The organism is Pedobacter sp. 05T44 (genome assembly GCF_056395985.1).
This window is the reverse complement of record NZ_JBFTKO010000014.1, coordinates 23,489-48,022: the sequence shown is the minus strand read 5'-3', so window position 1 is coordinate 48,022 and position 24,534 is coordinate 23,489. Positions and strand designations below refer to the sequence as shown.

The 24,534-nt window shown below is 35.1% G+C and carries 19 protein-coding genes; 18 read left to right on the top strand and 1 reads right to left on the bottom strand.

The genetic code is table 11. The features are described 5' to 3' along the window. Positions 1–97: 97 nt before the first annotated feature. The 15 genes from neuB to AC1DDK_RS19415 all read left to right on the top strand — a co-directional run bounded on the left by neuB (position 98) and on the right by AC1DDK_RS19415 (position 16,102). Positions 98–1,111, top strand: a complete 1,014-nt coding sequence (gene neuB / locus AC1DDK_RS19485; protein ID WP_337718094.1) for an N-acetylneuraminate synthase — start codon at positions 98–100, stop codon at positions 1,109–1,111. 2 nt (positions 1,112–1,113) lie between these two features. After that, complete coding sequence (gene neuC / locus AC1DDK_RS19480) at positions 1,114–2,208, top strand: UDP-N-acetylglucosamine 2-epimerase (RefSeq protein WP_337718096.1); 1,095 nt, start codon at positions 1,114–1,116, stop codon at positions 2,206–2,208. Between the two features lie 4 nt (positions 2,209–2,212). Next, on the top strand, positions 2,213–3,259 hold the full coding sequence (locus AC1DDK_RS19475; RefSeq protein ID WP_337718098.1) for a nucleotidyltransferase family protein: 1,047 nt from the start codon (positions 2,213–2,215) through the stop codon (positions 3,257–3,259). 9 nt (positions 3,260–3,268) lie between these two features. Then, positions 3,269–3,958 carry an acylneuraminate cytidylyltransferase family protein gene (locus AC1DDK_RS19470; RefSeq protein WP_337718100.1) on the top strand — a complete coding sequence of 230 codons (690 nt, stop codon included), beginning with the start codon at positions 3,269–3,271 and terminating at the stop codon, positions 3,956–3,958. A 62-nt stretch (positions 3,959–4,020) separates the two neighbouring features. Then, positions 4,021–5,478, top strand: a complete 1,458-nt coding sequence (locus AC1DDK_RS19465) for an MATE family efflux transporter (protein ID WP_337718102.1) — start codon at positions 4,021–4,023, stop codon at positions 5,476–5,478. Positions 5,479–5,495: 17 nt separating this feature from the next. Next, positions 5,496–6,518, top strand: coding sequence for a hypothetical protein (locus tag AC1DDK_RS19460; protein ID WP_337718104.1), 1,023 nt, complete (start codon positions 5,496–5,498; stop codon positions 6,516–6,518). Positions 6,519–6,526: 8 nt separating this feature from the next. Then, the gene (locus AC1DDK_RS19455; RefSeq protein ID WP_337718106.1) at positions 6,527–7,027 is read left to right on the top strand and encodes an acyltransferase; all 501 of its coding nucleotides are present in this window, start codon (positions 6,527–6,529) and stop codon (positions 7,025–7,027) included. A 13-nt stretch (positions 7,028–7,040) separates the two neighbouring features. Next, positions 7,041–8,267: a right-handed parallel beta-helix repeat-containing protein gene (locus AC1DDK_RS19450; RefSeq protein WP_337718108.1), complete on the top strand. Its 1,227-nt coding sequence runs from the start codon at positions 7,041–7,043 to the stop codon at positions 8,265–8,267. A gap of 2 nt (positions 8,268–8,269) precedes the next feature. Then, complete coding sequence (locus AC1DDK_RS19445; RefSeq protein WP_337718110.1) at positions 8,270–9,382, top strand: hypothetical protein; 1,113 nt, start codon at positions 8,270–8,272, stop codon at positions 9,380–9,382. Beyond that, on the top strand, positions 9,379–10,515 hold the full coding sequence (locus tag AC1DDK_RS19440; protein WP_337718112.1) for a glycosyltransferase: 1,137 nt from the start codon (positions 9,379–9,381) through the stop codon (positions 10,513–10,515). Before AC1DDK_RS19445 ends, AC1DDK_RS19440 begins: the two co-directional genes overlap by 4 nt. 91 nt (positions 10,516–10,606) lie before the next feature. Next, positions 10,607–11,701 carry a glycosyltransferase family 4 protein gene (locus AC1DDK_RS19435; protein ID WP_337718114.1) on the top strand — a complete coding sequence of 365 codons (1,095 nt, stop codon included), beginning with the start codon at positions 10,607–10,609 and terminating at the stop codon, positions 11,699–11,701. After that, positions 11,682–12,284 carry a sugar transferase gene (locus AC1DDK_RS19430; protein WP_337718116.1) on the top strand — a complete coding sequence of 201 codons (603 nt, stop codon included), beginning with the start codon at positions 11,682–11,684 and terminating at the stop codon, positions 12,282–12,284. The genes AC1DDK_RS19435 and AC1DDK_RS19430 overlap by 20 nt, the downstream gene beginning before the upstream one ends. Further along, positions 12,285–12,893, top strand: a complete 609-nt coding sequence (locus tag AC1DDK_RS19425) for an acetyltransferase (protein WP_337718118.1) — start codon at positions 12,285–12,287, stop codon at positions 12,891–12,893. It begins immediately after the preceding gene. Next, positions 12,893–14,020 carry a DegT/DnrJ/EryC1/StrS family aminotransferase gene (locus tag AC1DDK_RS19420; RefSeq protein WP_337718120.1) on the top strand — a complete coding sequence of 376 codons (1,128 nt, stop codon included), beginning with the start codon at positions 12,893–12,895 and terminating at the stop codon, positions 14,018–14,020. The genes AC1DDK_RS19425 and AC1DDK_RS19420 overlap by 1 nt, the downstream gene beginning before the upstream one ends. 150 nt (positions 14,021–14,170) lie before the next feature. Further along, entirely contained in the window at positions 14,171–16,102 is a 1,932-nt protein-coding gene (locus tag AC1DDK_RS19415; RefSeq protein WP_337718122.1) for a polysaccharide biosynthesis protein, read from the top strand. Between the two features lie 345 nt (positions 16,103–16,447). On the opposite strand, the gene AC1DDK_RS19410 is transcribed toward AC1DDK_RS19415, so the two are convergent. Beyond that, entirely contained in the window at positions 16,448–18,274 is a 1,827-nt protein-coding gene (locus tag AC1DDK_RS19410; protein ID WP_337718123.1) for an acyltransferase family protein, read from the bottom strand. 802 nt (positions 18,275–19,076) lie between these two features. Here AC1DDK_RS19410 and glmS point away from each other — a divergent pair. From glmS to AC1DDK_RS19395, 3 genes are all read left to right on the top strand, one after another. Then, positions 19,077–20,915 (top strand): glutamine--fructose-6-phosphate transaminase (isomerizing), encoded by a 1,839-nt coding sequence (gene glmS / locus AC1DDK_RS19405; protein ID WP_337718125.1) that lies wholly within the window; start codon positions 19,077–19,079, stop codon positions 20,913–20,915. Between the two features lie 436 nt (positions 20,916–21,351). Then, positions 21,352–22,155, top strand: coding sequence for a polysaccharide biosynthesis/export family protein (locus AC1DDK_RS19400; RefSeq protein WP_048903529.1), 804 nt, complete (start codon positions 21,352–21,354; stop codon positions 22,153–22,155). 27 nt (positions 22,156–22,182) lie between these two features. Then, positions 22,183–24,534, top strand: coding sequence for a GumC family protein (locus AC1DDK_RS19395; RefSeq protein ID WP_337718127.1), 2,352 nt, complete (start codon positions 22,183–22,185; stop codon positions 24,532–24,534).

Sequence of the window (24,534 nt, the reverse complement as noted above, 5' to 3'; positions counted from 1 at the left end):
GATTCACATGATAGGAATGTCAGGTCGAGGGGGTGTTATAGCTGATATAGTTCATGTACGCCAATCATAAAATTGCAGGTAATCCAGATATAATGATATGAAAAAGGAAAGTGTAATAATTATTGCAGAAGCAGGAGTAAATCATAATGGAAGTTTGGAAAATGCCTTTCGCCTTGTTGATGCAGCAGTTGATGCTGGTGTGGATTACGTAAAATTTCAAACCTTTAAAGCTTCAAATTTAGTTTCTATAAAGGCAAAGAAAGCTGAATATCAAATAGAAAATACTAAAAATAGTACGGAATCGCAATTGCAAATGCTTCAAAAGCTTGAGCTTTCGGAAGATGATCACGAAAAGATCATCGCATATTGCAATTTGAAGAATATTAAATTCTTCTCCACTGCATTTGATTTAGATTCTTTGGAATACCTGTCAAAAATAGGTATGGATATGGTTAAAATTCCATCTGGAGAAATCACTAACCTTCCTTACCTGAGAAAGGCCGGGAATTTATTTAAGAGAGTCATCATTTCAACGGGGATGGCTACTTTGAATGAAATAAAAGATGCTGTTGCTGTTTTTGTCAATGTTGGAATTAAAAAAGAAGACATTACAATATTGCACTGTAATACGGAATATCCTACACCGATGAAGGATGTGAACCTGTTGGCTATGTTACATATTGGAAAGGAATTTAAAACTTCCATTGGTTATTCTGATCATACGCTAGGAATTGAAGTTCCAATTGCTGCCGTTGCTTTGGGAGCTGTGATGATTGAGAAACATTTTACTTTGGACAAAAATATGGAAGGCCCTGATCATAGAGCTTCTCTAGAGCCTGCAGAACTTAAAGCCATGTCTTTAGCGATTCGTAATATTGAGCTGGCTATTGCTGGTTCAGGATTAAAAGAGCCTTCAGAATCGGAAATGAAAAATATCGCTATTGCAAGAAAAAGTATTGTAGCGAAAACAGATATAAACAAGGGAGATGTGTTTTCAGAGGAAAATCTAACGGTCAAGCGTCCTGGTGATGGTATTTCTCCAATGAGATGGGATGATCTTATGGGTAAGATTGCGATGGAAGACTTTGAAGCTGATGATTTAATTCGATAGACATGAAAATCGCAGTATTAACAAGTTCAAGAGCTGATTACGGGATTTATCTGCCTTTATTAGAGCAAATAAAAGAAAGCCCGGATTATACCCTGGAAATTATAGCTTTTGGTACTCACTTATCTAAATATCATGGGTATACAATAGACAACATTAAGGAAGACGGCTTTGAAAATATTTATGAAATTTCATCTCTTCTTACAAATGATGATGAAACTTCAATTTCTACCGCTTACGGCTTAACAGTATTAAAATTTGCAGATTTTTGGAGGAGTCATCAATTTGACTGGGTATTTTGCCTGGGCGACCGATATGAAATGTCGGCAGCTGTTCAAGCTGGCATACCTTATGGTGTAAAATTTGCACATATTCATGGCGGAGAGACTACTTTGGGTGCAATAGATAATATTTATCGTCACCAAATATCTTTGGCTTCTAAAAAGCACTTTCCAGCTACTGAAGTTTTTGCAAAAAGAATTGAAGAATTAGTTGGTAGCTCTGAGAATATTTTTGCCGTAGGTTCTTTATCTATTGATGAGCTGGCGGAGATGCCGATACCTACTGAATCAGATTTCCGGGAAAAATATCAGATCAAAGATGAGTTTGCCTTATTAACTTTTCACCCCGAAACAGTTTCTCCTGAGAAGAATGTTGAGTATGCGACTGAAATGCTGAATGGCCTGAAGGAGATTTCTAAGGGAATTTTGCTTGTAATCACAATGCCAAATGCTGATACATTTGGAACAATCTACCGTGATGCTTTATTCAAGTTAAGAGAGTTGACAGCAGAGCGTGTAATTCTAATAGAGAACTTTGGCAAGTTAAATTATTTTGCAGCCATGCGTTATTGCAAACTGCTGATTGGAAATACATCCAGCGGAATTATTGAAGCCGCATCATTTGGTAAATACGTATTAAATGTAGGCGACAGACAAAAAGGAAGAGCTCAAAGCGATAATATAATAAATGTTCCATTCTCCGCCACCGAAATGGTTAGGGCATTTTTTCTTGCTTTAGAAAGAAAAAATTTTAAAGGAAATAATATTTATTATCGTTCCGGCACCGTGAACTTAATACTTAATAACCTGAAAAGTTAGCAATATGAGAAATTATAAAGATCATTTAATTCCATTTAATAGCAAAATAATGCAAGCCCTTGTCCAGTTGGATTATCTTGCTAAAGATGCAATATTATTTGTAGTAGATGAAGAAGATAAGCTAATTGGTTCATTAACGGATGGAGACGTTAGGCGTGGTTTAATAAAAGGAATGGCGACATCAGATCCTGTTAGCAATATCATTCAGTCTAATCCGCGTTATCTTCGAAAAGGAGAAATGGATATAGATAAGGTTATTGAGTACCGGGAAGGTAATTTTCGAATTCTTCCAATCCTTGACAAAGATAGTAGGGTGGTTAATGTGATTAATTTCAGGGAAACGAGATCCTATCTCCCTGTTGATGCAGTTATTATGGCTGGAGGCAGAGGGCAAAGGCTTAAACCATTAACGGATACTACGCCTAAACCTCTTCTAAAGATTGGCAATAAACCGATCATGGAACATAACGTAGATCGTTTGGCGCTATATGGAATTGATGATTTTTGGTTTTCTGTAAAATATTTGGGAGAACAAATTGAAAATTATTTTGGTAATGGAGAGAATAAGAATGTTCTAATCCGGTACGTTTGGGAAGATGAACCATTGGGTACGATAGGTGCTGTCTCGAAGATTAATGATTTTGAGCATGATTACGTGCTAGTTACTAATTCCGATGTTTTGACAAACCTGGATTATGAACACTTTTTTTTAGATTTCATCAAAAAAGATGTTGATTTTGCAGTGGTGACCATCCCTTATGAGGTAAATATACCGTATGCAGTTTTGGAAACTACAGATGGTCATGTACAAAGTTTTAAGGAAAAACCTACTTATACATATTATTCTAACGGAGGGATTTACCTGATGAAAAGGGAAGTTCTGAAGTATCTGCCTAAAGAGTCTTATTTTGATACAACAGATCTCATGGAAAAGTTGTTGGCTGAAGGCTGTAAAGTGCTGTCTTATCCATTGGCAGGTTATTGGTTAGATGTTGGAAAACATGAGGACTTTGAAAAGGCTCAAAAGGATATTTTACAAATTAAATTTTAGAACTTTCATATGTTAGCCATTATTCCAGCTAGAGGCGGTTCAAAAGGGTTGCCAGACAAAAATATAAAAATGCTTAACGGAAAGCCTCTGATTGCATATACAATTGAAGCTGCCATCTCAGCTAAGTACGTTTCAAAAGTGATAGTAAGTACCGATAGTGAAAAAATAGCTGCTGTCGCTATTTCTTATGGAGCGGAATGCCCATTTATGCGCCCTGATCATTTAGCTGACGATAATTCTCGATCTATTGATGTATACAGATATACAATTAAAGAATTAGAGAACAAAGAAGACATCCTTATTAATGAGTTTATAGTTTTGCAACCAACAAGTCCCTTTAGGACAGGTCAAGACATTGATGATGCTATTAAATTGTTTAAAGATAGAAATGCAGACTCAATCGTTAGCTATTGTAAAGAACATCATCCTATTAAATGGCACAAATACATTGATGAAAGCGGGAGATTTGAAAATATTTTTGAGAATGTAGCAACTAATCGTCAATTAGAAAGAACTTCGTATTTTCCAAATGGGGCAATTTACATCTTCAAAACCCATTTAATTGAGAATGATAATTATTACACAGAAAACTCATTCGCATATTTGATGGATGCGATAAAATCAGTCGATATAGATACAATCGATGATTTTAATTTTGCAGAGTTTTTGATGGGTAAACAAACCAAAGGAAGAAAATAAAAACAAATTATCTGTAGTTTTTATAGCCATTTAATTTAAAATTATTATTAAATATTTGAAATGTGAGTAAAAGTCTAATTAAAAAAGTATTGGGAAACAAGATAATTGTTTATTTATCTAGTCGATATCTCATCTATTTACTGCAGTTTATAAATTCCATAATAATTGCAGTGAATTTGGGGCCCTATTATTTAGGAGTTTGGGGCTTTTCGAATTTAATAATTCAATATTTTAATCAAATTGATTTTGGAGTAACTCAATCATTTAACGCATTGGGATCAATACACAAGGAGGACAATGAATATGTATCAGAATTATTGGGGTCAACTATTATTATTGAATTTGTTCTCTGCGCCTTAGCATGTATGTTTTTAATCCTTATTCAGAATTCAAGTATTGGTCTTGGTGATAAGTACAATTTTTCACACTATTATTTAGTCGTAATCCTAAGTATTATCCTCAATTACTTTGTCCCGACGCTCTTGTCGTTATTGAGAATTTATGGGGATATTCAGATTATTTCAATTTGTCAGAGTTTATTGCCAATTCTGAACTTCTTATTTATGTTTTTCTTTAAAGGTGAGGTTCTTTTATTAATAATGTTATGGCTTGTACCCGTATCATTAATATTGACAGTTGCTTTATGTCTTATAAAATTACCGATCAAGATAAAATTTAGTTGGAATTTTGAATTAACTAAAAAGCTTATGAAAAAAGGGCTTCATCTGTTTCTTTATAGCTCCAGCTTCTATTTTATCCTTTACTCTACGCGTTCATTTGTTAGTATGAAATATACTGTAGAAGAATTTGGATTATTTACTTTTGCTTTCTCTTTAGCTAATGCAATTATTTTATTGTTTAAATCATTTTCATTCTTGGTATTTCCAAAATTAATTAATCGTTTATCAAAAAGTGGTAAGGACGCTTTAGCTTTAATTTCAGGCCCGAGACAAGAGTATATGACAATGACTCATTTAGTTGCCCATCTCGCAATACTCTTTTTCCCTTTGTTCATTTATTTTATACCGAAGTACACTGGTGCTGTTTCTATGTTTAGCCTGACTGTTTTAGGTCTTATTATATATAATAATTGCTATGGATTTCAGGAGCTCCTTATAGCTAAAGGCAGAGATAGAAAACTAGGTTCAATAGCATTTATTTCTTTAACTGTAAATGTTATAGCGGGGTTAATATTAGTCTTTTATTTCTTTGTGCCCCCTCATATAGCAATATTTTCAATTGTAATTTCTTATTTCACTTTTCTTTTTTTACTAGCTATTGCTTGTAGAAGTATTTTGGAAATACCTGTAGATTATAAAGAAATAATTATGGATGCTTTCCCCATAAGATTACTTGTGCCGTATTTATTTAGCATGTACGTGTCATTATCTTCCTATAATAACTACTTCCTCTATATTATTGTTCTATTAATATTTTTGGTTTTAAACCGTAAAGAGTTATTAAATATAAAAAAGACAATAGTTGTGATATTGAACAATCCGAATCTTGTTAACGTTTAACTATTTAACAATTTAATATGAATAAATTAAAAGAATTTATACAATTATTAAAGAGATACGTTCTTATTAAAGAGCTTCTCCCATATCACAGGAAAGGCTTTAATCGTGTCTTTAAATTTGTTATGGTCAGAGATTATAAAACAGCCTTACTTATGCTTAATGAGACTCTTAAATCAATAATAGCTATAAAGGGTTCAGTAAAAGATGGCTATAACTATTTAAATACTAAAAGTATTTCGGATAATAAAAAGTCAGATACGCTGTTTATATTAGGTAGTGGCCCGAGTATAAACGAAATAACAGATGAAGAATGGTCTTATATAAAGAAAAATGAATCATGGGGATTTAACTTTTGGTTTTGTCATGATTTTATCCCATCCGCTTACATTATCCAATCTGTTTATAGAAGAAGTGATGACAAGCAAAAGGCATTTGCCGATAGCTTAGATCAATTAATGACAGATATGTTGACAGATAAAAAAGAGAGGTACACTAAAGTGAATTTTTTTGCGAGAGGAGATGGTGTCAATAACCAAAAATTCTTTAATTCAAAAATTGGCACGTTTATAAAGAACAACTTTAGGGAAAATATTTTTCTAATGCCGGAATGCCCAATTAGTTCTAAAAATAAGGTTAATCCATACCTCTTTATGCAAGTGTTAAACAAGAATGGATTTCTCACTTCTACGAAAGAAGTATTACCGATTCCAAAATTCGGTAGCACAATAGGGGAGTTAATTCCCTTAGCTCTTATTCTGGGATTTAAGAAGATCGTCCTTTGTGGAATAGATATGAATGATGGGGCACATTTTTATGATAAAGAAATTAATTATGAGAAGTATCCTATGCTTAGGACGCTTAGCGAACTAAATAATAATAGAGAGAAGCACGAACATATGGATTCTTCTACACGCTTATATACAGTGAAAGACATAGTTATTGAACAAAATCGCTTTGCAACGGAGAATATGGGGGCGAAAATTTATACATTTAAAACATCAAGTTCCTTATATCCAGATATTTCTAAATTTGAATATTAAATAGAAGAATGAAAATATTAAGTTTATATAGTCAAATTAGATCGTACTTTTGGACGTACTTGGTACGTAAAAGTTGCGGATCGTATAAAGGTAGAGTAAAGGCCAATAGAAAAACCATCGTTAATAAAAATGTACATTTAGGTTCAAATGTAAATTTTAACGGGATGCTAATATCAAAAGGGGGAATTGTACAAATTGGAGATAATTTTCATTCTGGAGCTGAATGCAGAATTATTGCTCAGAACCACAACATTAATGGAGATGCAATCCCTTACGATAAAACATATATTAAAAGAAATGTTACTATTAAGGATAATGTTTGGATTGGTCATAGAGTAATTATTCTAGGAGGGGTAACCATTGGTGAAGGTGCTATTATTCAGGCCGGAAGTGTTGTTGTAACCGATATCCCTGATTTTGGTATTGCAGGTGGGCATCCAGCTAAAGTTTTTAAATATAGAGATCAAGATCATTATCGTAATTTAAAAAACCAGGAAAAATTTCATTAAAACATTAAATATCATGAGAGTAATTGATTCCATTTCTTTGCCTAATAGAACTTTTAGATTCAAGAGAATGCATTCGACATTTTTTAGTCTGATATTTATAGGATGTATATGTCTAGTTTTAGATTCTTATGGCCAGCAACAATTTTATACAAGAAAGAGTGTGCCGTCAGAATATGTTTCCGTATCTAATGAGCTGAAAAAACAAGCATTCGATATGACAAAGGTACTTCCAGCTGGTTATGTCCAAAATGGTGGCGCTGACTATACTCAATTTTTGCAAACTGCTATTGATAAACAATCTATTGTTCTTATGCCTGCATTTCCAGTACTGATAAATGAAAATGGTTTGAAACTTAGAGATAATTCGATACTTATATTTCAAAGGAATTCAAGAATCTTAGTTAAACCTAATAAGCGAAAAGATTACGTGATAATAAGTATTATTGACGTTGCTAATGTTAAAGTTTATTACCCAAACATTGTGGGAGACAGAAATAAGCACTTAAGTAAGATAGGGGAATGGGGAATGGGGATATCTATACGTGGCTCAAAAAATATTTCGATAATTGGAGGGCAAATAAATAATTGCTGGGGAGACGGTATATATGTTGGGAATGATAATGGAGTGACGAGTGAAGCAGTGAGTATATCTTATACCCGAATTAGTAATAACAGGAGAAATGGGATCTCAATTACCTCTGGAAGAAATATTACCCTTGATAATTTGTATGTATCGAATACAAATGGCACTGCTCCGCAAAGTGGTATTGATATTGAGCCTAATAACCCGTCTGACATTATAGAAAATATCAAAGTCAACGGAATAGTAACAGAAAATAATGCTGGAGATGGAATTTCAGTTATTCTATCTGGACTTGTTCCTAAGAATATGACACGCTCAGGAATCAAAAAAGATGTTCAAATAACAATTGCTGATCATATAGATGTGAAATCTAAATCGGGAATGCGTATTAATGGAAGACTCAAGAACCCGAATTCAAACAATATGATTTTAAACGGAAGTATTAATGTTATAAATCCTAAATGGTATGGACAGAGTGACCCAATGATTTTCGGGCCATCTAAGGAAAGAGAAAAGGTTATGGAGTGGGGATTTATTCCCAAAATAAATATTAGTAATCCTATGATTTATGACAAGGGAGGAAAAATCGTTGATAAAGACAATTCCTTTGTTGAAAAAGTCAGATTGAAGAATAAAAATCTAAAAATAAACCAGTAAGGATGTTGCCTTTAAAAAAAGTACAGTTCGATTTACCTTCACTAATTGTAACACTTTTCCTAGCCTTAGAAATCCTAAGCTTTTTCTTTTTAAATAAATCATTTTTTGATTTTGCATTCATTTTTATAGGGTTAGTAATTTTTGCCACGCAGTTCAAATACATCGTCAATTATAAAATTGGCATGTTTATGCTATTTTTAATCACTGCAGGTTATTCTTTCTTTATTCTTTATGCTTTCCAGGGTCGCATTACGACGATTCCACTAAGGCTAATTATGCATTTTTCGTTGCTAATATTATTAATTCGTTACAGGATTAATCAATTATATATTAAAATTTTATTATATATTTTCGTCGCATATACTTTTTTTTATACTCTTGTTTTAGGTCAAACCTTAAGAGGGATGCTGGCAGGTGGTAGTGAGAATTTTGTGGGATGGTTAGCCTTGTCTTTGGGGGTATATTATTATCTTTTGTGTTATGTTAATAAAGATAAAATGAAATTGCAAGTTGCAATTGTCGTTCTAATTGCTGCAATTAGTTACCTTGGAAGAGGGACGATTGGTGGGGCTATAATACTATTTGCAGCTGTTACTTTTTACTTAATCTCGAGCAAACCACTAAAGTATAAAATATTTGTTTTCCTCGTTATTTCTTTATTTTCAACTGTACTTCTTTTAAGTGATACAATATCAGAGATCTCCAATTTAGCATTTAGGAAATTCAATGAAAAGGGGATAGATTTGGATGAGAGGGATATGATTCTTCGTGACTATATTGATAGAATTAATCTTCAGACTTTTTTTACTGGAATATCACCGGATCATTACCCCTTTACCCTCCATCATGGGAACTTTCATAACTCCTATTTATTAGTTCACTCGCAATTTGGACTCATTGGAGCGATGTTCATTGGCCTTATTTTACTTACATTTTTGCTGAAAATCTGGAAATCACCTTTTCTATGCCTGTTGCTACTGTCAATTTCCCTTAGGGTATTTACAGATGTTATAGCATACATTGGTTACATTGACTTCTTTATATTTTATCATTTATACATCATCTGGAATAATAATTATCTAAAAAAACGTATGAAATTAAATTTTGTAAAATGAGAATTCTAACTCTGGTCAATTCATTGAATATGGGTGGAGTTGAAAAGACTTTGCTTAATTGTCTGCCTTACTTAGGCAAAAATGGGGATAGCCTAATTATATGTTGTTTCCAAACCCATGGGGAACTGGAAAAGAGATTTCTGGAAAATGGTGTGGAAATTGTAAGTATAAAAAAAACTGGAAGTATTTTGTTGGATTGCATCCAGTTGCTCAAAGTAATAAAAAAATATAAAATCGATATAGTTCATAGCAGATTCAGTTATACTTCAGGAGGCTTTGTATTAGCTGCTTTTTTTATGAATAGATCAAGCATAGTGTCTATTCATAGTTCAAAACCAGTTGGTTTTGGAAAGTACAAGAATATTTTTCCTATTGGATTTCTTTTAAAACAACAACTTAAGCTTCATAAATTGATCGTTCTCGGTCTAGCTGATAGAATAGTAGGACATTCACGTGCAAATTTGAATGTTAATTTTAAAAATTGGGATAATAATAAGAAATTTAAAGTAATTCACAATGGCGTTGACTTTATAGAGCTAAGTGGCGGGGCTATTGATAGTTCAATTTTAAATGATTTTATAAAAAATAGCCGATTTAATATTCTGCACATTGGTTCCATGCGATCGCCAAAGAACCATATGTTCTTATTGGATTGTTTTAAATTATTGGAGCCAAAAAAAAATGACTATAGACTTATACTGGTAGGTGGGGGAGAGTTGAGCTCGGCAATTACGCTAAAAATAGAGGAGTTAGAATTGAATGATTATGTTTATTTAGCGGGCTTTGACTCAAATATTGGAACATACTTATCTGTAGCAAACATGTTTTTTTTCCCTTCCATCATCGAAGGATTTGCAAATGTACTTGTGGAGGCTCAATATATGAAAGTGCCAATTTGCGCTTCTAATCTTCCTGCGTTTGACGAATCGGTATATCATGAGTATCACAAATATTTTTTTGATCCACACAATCATAATGATGCAATTGATTCTTTTAAGCGGTTAAAATTTGATATCGATAATGGTAATTTAAAAGAGACCATAGAAAACGCACGAAAATATGCTATTGATAATTTCGAGGTTACGAGCATGGCCAACTCCTTATTAAGTTTGTACAACGAATTAAATAGATAATCAATATTTTCAAGTAAGAATGTTAAAGCTATTTAGAATTACTACTGTCCCAATTTCGTTAAAGACTCTTTTAAAAGGACAACATCAATTTATGTCAAAATACTATGATGTTACAGGGGTGTCTTCAGCAGGAAGTGAATTGGAAGATGTTGCGAAAGATGAAGGTATTAAAGTAGTGGGTTTAGAGATGACACGCGTAATTTCACCATTCAAAGATTTATGTTCATTAGTGAATATGGTTAGACTTTTTAAGAAGGAAAAACCATTCATTGTCCATACTCATACACCAAAAGCTGGCATTGTGGGAATGTTTGCAGCAAAGATTGCTGGTGTGCCAGTCCGATTACACACTGTAGCGGGATTACCACTGATGGAAACCATGGGTGTTAAGAGAAGAGTATTAAATTTTGTGGAAAAATTCACATATAGTTGTGCAACTGCAGTGTATCCCAACTCAAACGGGTTATATGATTTTATTGTAAAAGAACGCTTTGCCTCACCCAACAAATTAAACGTCATTGCCAATGGGAGTTCAAATGGCATAAATACTTCCTTTTTCTCATCTCAACATTATAGCCTGAACCAAAAATTAGAATTAAGAAAAACTTTGGGGATTGACAAGAATGATTTTGTATTTATTTTTGTCGGTCGTTTGGTCGGTGATAAGGGTATAAATGAACTCATAGAAGCTTACAAGAAAATTAGCAATGAAATTAATAATACTAAACTCTTATTGGTTGGTCCAGTGGAGCACGAGTTAGACCCATTAATTACAAGTACTTTGATGGAGATTGAAAATAATCCCAATATCATTTCCGTAGGCTATCAAACAGATGTTCGACCCTATTTCTTGGTTTCTGATGTATTAGTGTTTCCCAGTTACCGAGAAGGTTTCCCCAATGTGGTAATGCAAGCTGGCTCAATGGGGCTTCCTTCAATTGTTTCCGATATAAATGGTTGTAATGAGATAATAATAGAGGGAGAAAACGGAATCATTATACCACCAAAAGACAAAAAAGGCATATATGAAGGAATGATAAGACTTCTTAGTGACAGAGATTTAATGAACAAATTGAAAAGTAATTCAAGAAAAATGATCGTTGAAAGATACGAGCAGAAGGTTGTTTGGGATGCTTTATTACTTGAATATAAGAGATTAGAAAAAGATGTACAAAAATATAATTAAAAGGCTCTTAGACTTCATAGTTGCTTCAATGGGATTTCTTTTTTTATTGCCTGTACTCTTTTTAGTGACATTGTTATTATTTCTAGCCAATCAGGGTAAACCATTTTTTTTTCAAGTTAGGCCAGGGAGACATGGAAAACTGTTTAAGATAATCAAGTTCAAGACTATGAACGACAGAAGAGGTTCGAATGGACAGCTCTTATCTGATAAAGAACGGCTAACAGCAGCAGGATCCTTTGTTCGTAAAACATCTCTGGATGAAATACCCCAGCTGTTGAATGTAATTAAAGGTGATATGAGTTTAGTAGGGCCAAGACCATTACTCCCTGAATACCTGCCTCTATATTCAAAAGACCAAAATAGGCGACATGAAGTTCGCCCAGGTATTACTGGTTGGGCGCAAATAAATGGGCGAAATGCGATTGGTTGGGCGCAAAAATTTGAATTGGATGTATGGTATGTAGATAATCTAAGTTTTTGGTTAGATTTGAAAATCATATTGTTAACTATTAAAAAGGTGATAGTTAAAGAGGGGATATCATCTGATACCTCAGTAACTATGGAAAAATTTACTGGAAATTAAATGCACGTTATAGGAGCAGGAGGACACTCCAAAGTTATAGTTGATATATTATTGGAATCTCACATTCAAATTAATGGAGTATGGGATGAAAATCCTGATCTTAAAGTATTCATGGGATACCCTGTTCGTGGGAATTTTGATGCATTTAAAAAAGTGAAAACTGATAAGGTAATCATCGCGATAGGCAGCAATCTGATTAGAAAAAGAATTTCAGGTGAAATACCTGAAAACACTGCGGTAGCGATTCATCCGAAAAGTGCAATATCAAAGTATTCTTCAATTGGGATTGGGACAGTCATAATGCCGAACGCAACAATTAATGCTGGCTCAATAATTGGGGTATACGTAATTGTTAATACTAATTCCTCTGTAGACCATGATTGTAATCTTGGCGATTTTGTGCACATCTCGCCGCAGGCTGCTCTAGGGGGAAATGTGACAGTAGGAGAAGGTACCCACATTGGCATTGGTGCTAGCGTTATACAAGGAATAAAAATAGGTAAATGGGCAACGATTGGTGCCGGATCAGTGGTGATAAGAGATGTTCCAGATTACGCCGTAGTAGTGGGTAATCCTGGAAGAATAATTAAATACAATAAACTAACATAATGAACGATAAAATATGGCTTTCTTCTCCACACATGGGAGATAATGAACTTAAATATGTTACCGAAGCTTTCAAAACTAATTGGATTGCCCCTCTTGGTCCTCACGTTGATGGCTTTGAGAATGACCTCGCTGCCTATACTGGTTCAAAATATGCCGCGGCCTTAAGTTCCGGAACTTCTGCGATTCACCTTGCTTTAATTATGCTGGGTGTTAAAGCAGGCGATGAAGTGATTTGTCAATCTATGACTTTTTCTGCAAGCGCCAATCCTATTTCATATGTAGGAGCAACACCAGTTTTTGTAGATAGCGAGAAGGAAACCTGGAATATGTGTCCGGATTTATTACGCGAAGCCATCACAGACCGAATTGCAAAAGGCAACAAGCCTAAGGCGATTATCCCTGTACATTTGTATGGGATGCCTGCCCAAATGGATAAAATTATGGCCATTGCGAACGAATTTGAGATTCCAGTTATCGAAGATGCTGCGGAAGCTCTTGGTTCAAGTATCAATGGAAAAGCGATGGGCACTTTTGGCCTAATGGGTATCCTCTCATTTAATGGGAATAAAATTATTACAACCTCTGGTGGGGGCGCTTTAATTTCTGATCAGGAAGAATATATTAAGCAAGCCCGGTTTTTGGCAACTCAAGCAAGAGATAAAGCACATCACTATGAGCATAGTGTTATTGGTTATAACTATAGAATGAGCAATGTTTCTGCAGGAATTGGTAGAGGGCAAATGGAAGTTTTGCAGGAGCGCGTAGATAAAAGAAGATCGAATTTTGAATTTTATAAAAAAGAATTAACTGTGTTTGAAGGCCTAAGTGTTTTAGAAGAGCCTCAAGGTTATTTTTCAAACAGATGGTTGAGTACAATTCATGTGGATCCTGCTAAAACTAAAGGGGTTAACAAAAAGAGTCTTTACAATATACTTTTAGAAGACAACATTGAAAGTAGACCGCTTTGGAAACCGATGCATATGCAGCCTGTTTTTGCAACTAGTCCTTTTTATGGCAATGGAGTCTCTGAAGAGTTATTCCGCAATGGTTTATGTCTTCCTTCGGGATCAAATTTAAGTGATGAAGATTTAGAGAGAGTAATAAAAGGGATCTCAAGGGTATTTTAAATATTTTATAAACACCAAAAAGCCTTAATTACTAATTAATTAAGGCTTTTTGCTTTACATTTTTTATGGTTTAATAAATACCTATTTATGGGTATTTAAAATTTGGTTTAATTATTGTTAGTTTGCTTTCGGATAAAAATCGCCCAATGAATGTTCACTAAACTAGAAATCGTACCGCGCTGGATTATATTCACAATAGATATTTGCTTGAGTATATTTGCACTCGTGCTTGCAAAAGTTCTTAAAAATAATTTTATAATAGAAAATATAAATTTATTAGCTTTATATAAATCGGTATTACTTGTTGTTGTGGTAAATACCCTCGTTTTTTTTAATATTAAAACTTTTGCTGGTATCGTTCGATATACAAGTGCCCAGGACTCGTTCAGAATTCTATTTGCGGTAGTGTTAAGTTCTCTTACAATTTTCTTTTCAAATGCAATTATTATCGTATTAGGAGGGGATCGAATTCTTAGCAATGTTACTATAATTATTTACTCCTTATTTAGTTTCCTGTTCTTAATAACCTACAGAGTGATTGTAAAGTACTTTTTTATGTACATAAAAAACGCTAAGCTGGACAAGATCAGGATAATTATCTATGGTGCCGGTGAAGCAGGAGTTGCTACCAAGAGAACTTTTGATCATGATGCCAAGGTAAATAAAACAATCATTGCCTATGTTGATGATGATCTGCGGAAGGTTGGTAAGACCATTGATGGAGTTAAGATTCTTGATGCAGCCACGCTTGAGACCTTAATCATCAAACACGAAGTGGATGAAGTGATATTTGCATCTTATACCATCCCCTCGGATAGAAAAGAGCAAATCGTTGATGTTTGTTTGGAGAACGATGTTAAGATACTTAATATCCCACCACCGGATGTTTGGGCGCGTGGTGATGTAAGTACGGCACAGATTCAGAACCTCAACATAGAAGATCTATTAAACAGAAAGCCAATCCAAATCGATACTGAGGGTATAAAAAATCAATTAAAAGATAAAAGGATTCTAATTACTGGTGCTGCGGGATCTATTGGCAGCGAAATAGTAAGACAAGTATTGAAATTTGAATCGGGCTTGATCATTCTATGTGATCATAGCGAGACTGCTTTGCATCACCTATATCTTGAACTTGAGGAAACCCATAAAGACATTAATTTCCATGCCTTCATTGGCGATGTGAAAGACGAGAAACGTATGAATTTCTTGTTTGATACCTTTAAGCCCCACTACGTATATCATGCGGCAGCATATAAACATGTGCCTATGATGGAAGATAATCCGGCAGAGGCCATTAAAACTAATGTGCTGGGCACAAAAACAATTGCTGACCTATCGGTAAAGCATGGTGTTCAGAAATTTGTTATGATCTCTACCGATAAGGCAGTTAACCCGACAAATATAATGGGTGCGTCTAAACGTATTGCGGAGATCTATGTGCAATCATTGAACAACTCCTTAACCACTAATGATTTTGTATTCTCAAATGGATTAGGATACATTAATGATTTAAATGTAAAACCGATTACCAGATTTATTACTACCCGTTTCGGAAATGTATTAGGCTCTAATGGATCAGTAATTCCAAGGTTTAAACAGCAAATAGAAAAAGGTGGCCCTGTAACGGTTACCCATCCAGAGATTACCCGTTATTTTATGACCATCCCTGAAGCATGCAGGTTAGTGCTTGAAGCAGGTTGCATGGGTAAAGGTGGAGAGATCTTTGTTTTCGATATGGGTAAATCTGTTAAAATTGTTGAACTGGCTAAGAAGATGATTCGTCTTGCAGGTTTGGTGCCTAATGAAGATATAAAAATCACTTACTCTGGCTTAAGGCCAGGTGAAAAATTATACGAGGAGCTTTTGAATGATAATGAAAACACCATGCCTACGCATCATGAAAAGATCATGATTGGCAGAGTGCGTGAGTATGTTTTCAATGAAATAGAAGCCCAGATTTATAAACTTGTGGAACACGCTGTAATCAACGATAACAGAAAAGTCGTTATCCAAATGAAAACTATTGTTCCGGAGTTTAAAAGCAAGAACTCTAAGTTTGAAGAGTTTGATGTTGTATAGGAAAGGGGTGTTGTCCTATAATTTTCAATTTGTAATTTATTACGATAGAAATGAACATATTCTACCACTTATATTTAAGTTTCATCCTGTTTTAGCCTAATCATTAAAGTCTGCACCGTCCCTAAGATCTATTTTTATTTCACTTACTGTATTTAAATTATATACGGAAAGTTTTAGGATCTTCACGGCTGAATATAATAAGATCCAAAAAGTTACTCCCAATATCTCTTAGTGGCAGAAGTTAAGGTTTATAGCCTTAAGTATGCTGTTGCTTATTATAATTTGGTATAAATAGGTGTTGATTTGATTCGGGATATTGAAGTTTAGATTGATTGGAAATACTTATTAATTTCTCTCTATTAAAGTATTCAAAGTTTCCATAAATTCGTTCTCTGTATTTTCCGCATAAACCCTAGAGCCATATGCATTCAGATGACCTTTATCATAGTACATGAGGGTGTCTCTATAAAATGGAGCATTTTCAAATACCCTACTTTTTCCTAGATTTAGATAGTAGCAATTGGAATTCGCGTTTATAATTTTCAAAATTTGCGGAGACATTGTTTTAAAGCTTATCTCGTAATTCTGGTTTCTATTAGGATTTTTTACTACTCCCCTATTTTCTCTTACGGGATTTTTATTTACTGAAGGATAGTCAGAAAGAACAATTAAACTTTGATTAGATTTTAAACCATCAATCAAATTTTTTATGGCAGGGATCCATAATTCGCCGCTTCCGGAGAATTGCAAAATAATGATATCTGTTTTTGGAATGATCTTGTTCACTTCATTAATTAAGTCTTGATATTGGATATAATATCTGTGTTCTTTAATCGTTTCCTGTGTAAGCCCGGGTAATGTAGGATACCTATCATTTGTTGCCGTTTTAAAAGAGAATGAATTCTTCTTTCCTAAAATATCTAAATAATTCTTCATTCCTAATGCATGACTGTCACCTATCAATAATATTTTTTTTCCTGTATAGGAGGTATCGCCATATGTCTCAACTGATTTAAATGTCTTTCCATGAGATTCCAAGCCAATCGTTGGAGCTATATATTCAATGGGAAGTTTTATAAGCTTTTTATTCATCCAGGGAATATAATTTATTAAAGCGACGATAGTAAAAGAAATATATGCAAAAGGAAGATAAAATTTCGCGCCTGTGGCGTTTCTAAAAGTTCTTTCAATAAGAAAATAGGACAATAAAGAGAGTAAAATGGTTAATGAAATAACCAAGAATATTTGAATAGTATTAAAATCGTTAATACCATAATAGTACCTAATAAATGCCATTATAGGCCAATGCCATAAATAAACTGAATACGAGACCTCACCAAGAAAAACAAATGATTTATTTGCTAGTATGCTGTTGATTCTATTGTTGGAGGATATTAAAATTAATACAGTTCCTATGCAAGGAATAGCAGCTAAACTTCCAGGGAAAAATGATGTTTCATTAATCAAGAAGGAACTCGCACCAATTATTAATATTCCAATTAAGCTTACCCACAAAGAATTACTTTTTACGAAACTATTATTCCTTAGGGGGAGTAAAGTTGCTAATACTCCTATAAAAAATTCAGGACTTCTGGCTAATAAAGAATAATACATAGAACCTTTATTATTGGATAAAACTTCAAACGTTCCATATCCTAGGAATATTAAAGTGATTATTGTTAAGGTTAGGATTAGTATCTTTTTATTTTTTATAAAGAGTAACAGAATAGGTAAGAATAGATAAAACTGCATTTCCACTGCAAGTGTCCAAGTATGCAAAATTGGATTTTCATTACTTGATGCTCCAAAATAATTGTCCAATGTCGCGAAATAATTATTTGAGTTAAATATAGCTGACCAAAAAAGCCCTTTTCTTAAACCTGCTATATCACTTGGAACAAATATAAATGCTGAAATTGCTGCTAATGCAATTAATAATACTAAATACGCCGGGACAATTCTTTTTATCCGGCCATAATAGAAATCTAGCAAAGAAAATTTATTATTATCTATCTTATGTAAAACAATTGATGAAATTAAGTAACCTGAAATGACAAAAAATATATCCACTCCAATAAAACCACCTGGTAAAATTTGAGGCGAAAGATGGAAAGTAAAAACCAGTAAAACAGCAATTGCCCTTAAACCTTGAATATCATTTCTAAATTCCATATTAATAAGATGCTTTTTGGGTGGTAAATATATGAAAATTGTAATATAAAGAAGTTGCGTGTATATCGCTAGTTCGCTAGTGAATTAGTTGCAAACAATGAAAACTATTGTTCCAGAATTCAAGAATAGGAAATTTCAAATTGAAGGAGTTTGATGTTGTTTCATATACGTTTCTATTCTAAATAGAATGTGGTCAATTTTCATTGACAAAAACAGATAGGCGCAAGACGTTAGTTTAAATATTAACTCCTGTGTTATTAAACTGGAATAGATGTATTACAAGGATCAGGAAAATTCTAACGGTTTATCTAGGGTCACCATCGTGATAAAGTTGAATTTTCATTTGTTCTTTCGAAAGAATTTCAGATACCTAACCAGAAACATGTGGATGATAATGAAAGCAAAATTTCACGCATTATGAAAAGATTATGATTGGCAGAGTCAATTAGTGTGTTCAATGAAATAGGGTCCAGGTCAATGAACTTGCGCGACACGTTGTAATTAATGATAACAGAAAAAGTGGCTATCCAAAAGGAAACAATTGTTCCGGAGCTTAAGTATTAAAAACACAAAAAAGTTGCAATGACATCATGCTATAGTTTGCCCAGTCATTTCGATAGGAGAAATGATTAAGTGGTGCTGACGAGCAGTGGGAATGCTGTAGCGCGGTAAAACATGCAAACGTTTGATTTTGCCATTGGGCCCCGATTTTTAGAAAAAAGGATTATAAAATTCAAGTTTAAAGCTGTAAATTCGACAAATTTTATTACCCATTTTTTATTTATTTACCTATTGAAAAAATATGTGTGGAATAGTTGGTTACATAGGCCATAGAGAAGCCTGGCCTTTAGTTATTAAAGGATTAAAGCGGTTAGAATATCGCGGTTACGATAGCGCTGGTATAGCACTAATCAATAATGACGGTTTGAATATATACAAGAAAGCCGGAAAAGTACAGGAACTTGAAAATTTTGCTGAAGGCAAAAACCTTTCTGGAACCATTGGTATCGGACATACCAGATGGGCAACACATGGTGCTCCGTCTGACAGAAATTCGCACCCGCACACTTCGCATAGTGGCGACTTATCCATCATCCATAACGGAATCATTGAAAATTATGCTACCCTGAAAGAAATGCTGATCAGCAAAGGGCATGAGTTTAACAGTGATACGGATACTGAAGTATTGATTCACTTGATTGAAGAAATCTATAAAGAGGAAAACATCGACCTGCTGGAAGCAGTAAGGCTTGCCCTTCATGAAGTGAGCGGAGCTTATGCCATCGTTGTAATGGACGAAGCAAAGCCTGATCAGCTGATTGCAGCAAGAAAAGGTAGTCCTATGGTTATCGGTGTTGGCCAGGGTGAATATTTTATCGCTTCTGATGCGACACCAATTGTAGAATATACTAAAAACGTGATCTACCTGAACGATAACGAAATCGCATTTTTAAAACGCGATGAGTTAATGATCAAAAGGCTAGATAACGTGGTGCAGACTCCTTATATCCAGGAGCTGAACTTGAAATTGGAAATGCTTGAAAAAGGTGGTTACGATCACTTCATGCTTAAAGAGATTTATGAGCAGCCACGTTCAGTTAGAGATTGTTTAAGAGGTCGTATCTATCCTAACGAAGGAAGGGTGCAGCTTGGTGGAATCAGCGAGTTTGCGCATAAACTGAAAAATGTAGATCGCATTATCATTGTGGCCTGCGGTACTTCGTGGCATGCCGGATTAGTTGGCGAATACTTAATTGAAGAGTACTCCAGAATTCCTGTTGAAGTTGAATATGCTTCGGAATTCAGATACAGAAACCCGATCATTACCGAGAAAGATGTAGTAATTGCGATCTCTCAATCGGGAGAAACTGCTGATACCATGGCTGCTATTGAAATGGCCAAAGAAAAAGGGGCAACTATTTTCGGGGTATGTAATGTGGTTGGTGCGTCTATTCCACGTCTTACACATGCTGGTGCGTATACCCATGCCGGTCCTGAAATTGGTGTGGCTTCAACTAAAGCCTTTACTGCCCAGGTTACCGTGTTAACTTTGATCGCTTTCCACCTTGCACAACAGAAAGGAACCTTAACAAGCTCAAAATTAACAGAGTTGTTAACCGAATTGGATAACATCCCTCAGAAAATTGAAAAAGCACTGCAATCAGAAGGCCTGATAAAAGAAATCTCCGCTAAATTTAAAGATTCAAGGAACTGCTTGTTCTTAGGCAGAGGGAGTGGTTTCCCTGTAGCATTGGAAGGTGCATTAAAGCTTAAGGAGATCTCGTACATCCATGCCGAGGGTTATCCTGCTGCAGAAATGAAACACGGTCCTATCGCCTTAATTGACGAGGAGATGCCGGTTGTGGTTATTGCAACCAAAAACTCATCTTACGAAAAAGTAATCAGCAACATTCAGGAAGTTAAAGCCAGAAAAGGAATTGTTTTGGCAATTGTAACAGAAGGTGATACCGAAGTTAGAAAAATGGCAGATTATTGCATTGAGATTCCTGATGCAAGTGAAGCGTTCTTGCCTTTATTGGCTACTATACCATTGCAACTATTGTCTTACCACATTGCAGTAATGAGAGGCTGTAATGTAGATCAACCAAGAAATCTGGCCAAATCGGTTACAGTAGAGTAACATAAATCATTTTAATGATGTTAAAGGGTCCCAATTGGGACCCTTTTTGTTTACATATATTTTTTATGTGGTTTATTTTAAGTTTTTTATGTTAATTTATGGTTGTTTTAATGTTAATTGTGACTTTTATTAATGATTTTTCTTAATTTTTTGTAATAATCTCAGTATATTTGGTCAATCATTCCTCTTTTTATTGCAATTATTGTGCTTTTTGGGATGATTACGTAGTAATTACTTATGATTGCATGTGAAATGAAGATAAACTATGTATTAAGTTTCTGTTATGTTTGGATTTTTTTAATATTCATTCCTTTTTTAGTCTTTATTTTCATTTTTCTTCAAGATTTTGTAATTACTTGCTCAAATAAATTACGCACCTCTTTTTGTCGGAACACTTTTTTAGAATCTACCTATTATAGACTATTGCTACCTACCTATGAGAAAAAGAAAACCCAGTATCCCTTTAAAGAATTTAGCAGGATTGCTAATTACATTGTTTATTACTTCCTGCGTCAGCACCAAGAACGTCCCGTACTTTCAGGACATTTCCCTAGCAGATAAATCTGCAATGGAAAAGACGGCTCAATTTACAGACCCTGTAATTCAGCCCGACGACATACTTGCTGTGTCTATTTTTACAATAGATCCGCTAAGCTCGGCAGTGGTTAATCAAACCACCACCGGACAGGCCTTAGGAGCAAGTTCAGCATCTACCATTGGTCAGCAGCAGGTTAGCGGTTATCTGGTTGATAAGAACGGAGAGATTGAACTGGCGGTTATTGGAAAGATCAAGCTTGTGGGATTGACTACTTTTGAAGCAAGAGATCTTATCAGAAAAAAAGCTGCCGAACTTTATAACAATCCCAGTGTTCAGGTACGCTTCGCAAATTTCAAAATTACCATATTAGGAGAGGTGGTAAGACCTGCAGCTTATACCTTGCCGAATGAGAAGGTTAACATTTTAGATGCGATTGGCCTTGCCGGCGACCTCACCATTTATGGCAAACGAGAGAATGTATTGCTTATCCGTGACAACAACGGTAAGAAAGAATTCGCCCGCTTTAGCCTGAATTCCTCAGAATTATTTAACAGCCCATATTTTTATTTGAAACAGAACGATGTGATTTACGTAGAGCCAAATAAGGCACGTATAGCTGCGAACAACGCATCGAGAACCCAGACTTTTGCAATACTCGGATCAGCGCTCTCCGTTTTAATTATTTTAATTACAAGGCTTTAATCATTTTTTCATTAGTAATCATCCCCTATGAGTACAAGATCAAATCAACTTCCAAAAGATGAAGGCCTGGATATTAGCAAGCTACTGCCCAAGATTATCAGAAAATGGCCATTAATATTGTTATCGGTAATAGTTTGTTTAGGCCTGGCCTATTTATACCTGCGATACACCACCCCTATGTTCCGGATTTCGGCAAGGGTTTTAGTAAACGATGAAAAAAAGGGAGGTAGCGCGCTTGGCGCCGCAGCCGATGCGCTTGGTGATCTTGGTGGCCTGCTTGGCACCAAAAGCACTGTAGATAATGAAGCAGAAATTCTGCAGACCAGGTATCTGATGGAACAGGTGGTAAAGGACATGCACCTTAATATTACCTATATTAAAAAGGGACGTGTTAACGACATAGAAATCTACAAAAGCCCGTTTACAGTTCAATTTGTTGTACCGGAAGATACCATTAAAGCAACAGGTTTTGATCTGGAACTGCTGAAAAATGGCAAAATCTCGCTAAAATCTGGCCTGTTAGATACTGTAGTAGAGTTTAACGGTAAAATCACTTTCCCTAAAGTCGGGACATTTATCATTACCAAAACACCCGGACAGCTTTTTGTTCAAGATGAACGCTATAAGTTCTCTATTGTTTCCATAGATGAGAAGGTAGCCGGATTAATGAACGACCTGAGCGTATCAGTTGGAAATAAGCTGATCACGGTAATTGACCTGACCATTAATCACCCCATTCCTAAAAAAGGTGAGGACATTTTAACCGAGCTCATTCATAAGTACGTTCAGGGAAATATTGATGATAAAAACGAAGTTGCCGACAGTACCATTAAATTTATAAGGAACAGGCTGGCCTTTATCAGCTCGGAACTGGGTGACCTGGAAGGGAACATTCAGGGTTTTAAGCAAAAAAACAACCTTGCCGACATGACCGAGCAATCTAAATTGCTGGTGCAAAATACCAGTTCATTTATGAATGAGTTGTCGAAGGTAGAAACGCAGCTGAGTATCCTATCGAATCTGCAGGAATACTTAAAAGATGAAAGTGGAAACCGCGTACTACCCAGTTCAATTTTGCCGGGAGATATGGTTTTTACGGGATTAATTGATAAGTATAATGCCTTGCTTTTAGACCGCGACAGAAGATTGCTTGGTGTAACGGAAACGAACCCGGTGATTACCAATTTGGATAAACAGATCAAGAACATGCGCACGGATATGCTGGCCAATCTGATCTCTACTAAAAACGGATTGGAGATTACCAAGGCGCAGTTGCAAGGACAGATGAAATCGGTTGAAGGACAAGTTCAGCAGATACCTGCTACCGAAAGAAATTATTTAAACCTGGCCAGACAACAACAGATTAAGCAGGAGCTATACATCTACCTGATGCAAAAGAGTGAGGAAACGGCGATTTCCAAAACCTCTAATATCGCGAATTCGCGGACTATTGATCCGCCAAAATCTGAATTTAAGCCTTTTAGTCCAAAGAAATCTGTAGTGGCATTAGTTGGTTTGTTTATGGGTCTGGCCATCCCAATTGGGATCATCTACCTGCTGGATGTTTTAAATAATAAAATAAATACCAAGGAGGACATTACTGAAGCCACAGAGGTTCCGATTTTAGGAGAAATTAGCCATAGTGATGATTCGGCTAACCTGGCTGTTTCTGACAATTCAAGGTCTGCCATTTCAGAACAGTTCAGGGCATTAAGAACCAATTTGTCCTTTTACCATAACGAAAACGAAAAAACAAAGGTTATTTTGCTTACCTCCAGCATGTCTGGAGAGGGAAAGTCCTTTGTGGCAATTAACCTGGGCAATGTGTTGGCCATTACCGGAAAGCGTGTGTTGCTGATGGAGCTGGATTTAAGAAAACCGGGTATGTCTGGTAAATTAAATACCTCCAATGGTGTTGGTTTTACCAATTACGTTGTCGACAAAAGCCTTACCGCTAAGGATATTGTAAAGCCTCTGGATATCCACGAAGACCTGTTTATTGTAAGTTCTGGCCCTATCCCGCCAAACCCTGCGGAAACGTTGTTAAATCCGCGTACCAAGGAGTTAATAGATGAGCTCAGAACGCAGTTTGACTATATAATTATTGATGCCCCGCCAATAGGTATAATTACCGATGCCCAGTTGCTTGAGCCCCATGCTGATGTTTGCCTGTATTTAGTGCGGCATAAGTTTACGCTTAAAAACCAGCTGCATATTGTAGATGATCTGTTCCGTACCAAAAAAATGAAAAAAATAGGAATAGTAATAAACGATATCGTGCTGTCTGATTCCTATGCTTATGGCTATGGTTACGGCTATGGCAGTTATGGAGAGGAAATAGCGAAAAAAGGTTTCTGGAAACGAATTTTTAAAGGGTAA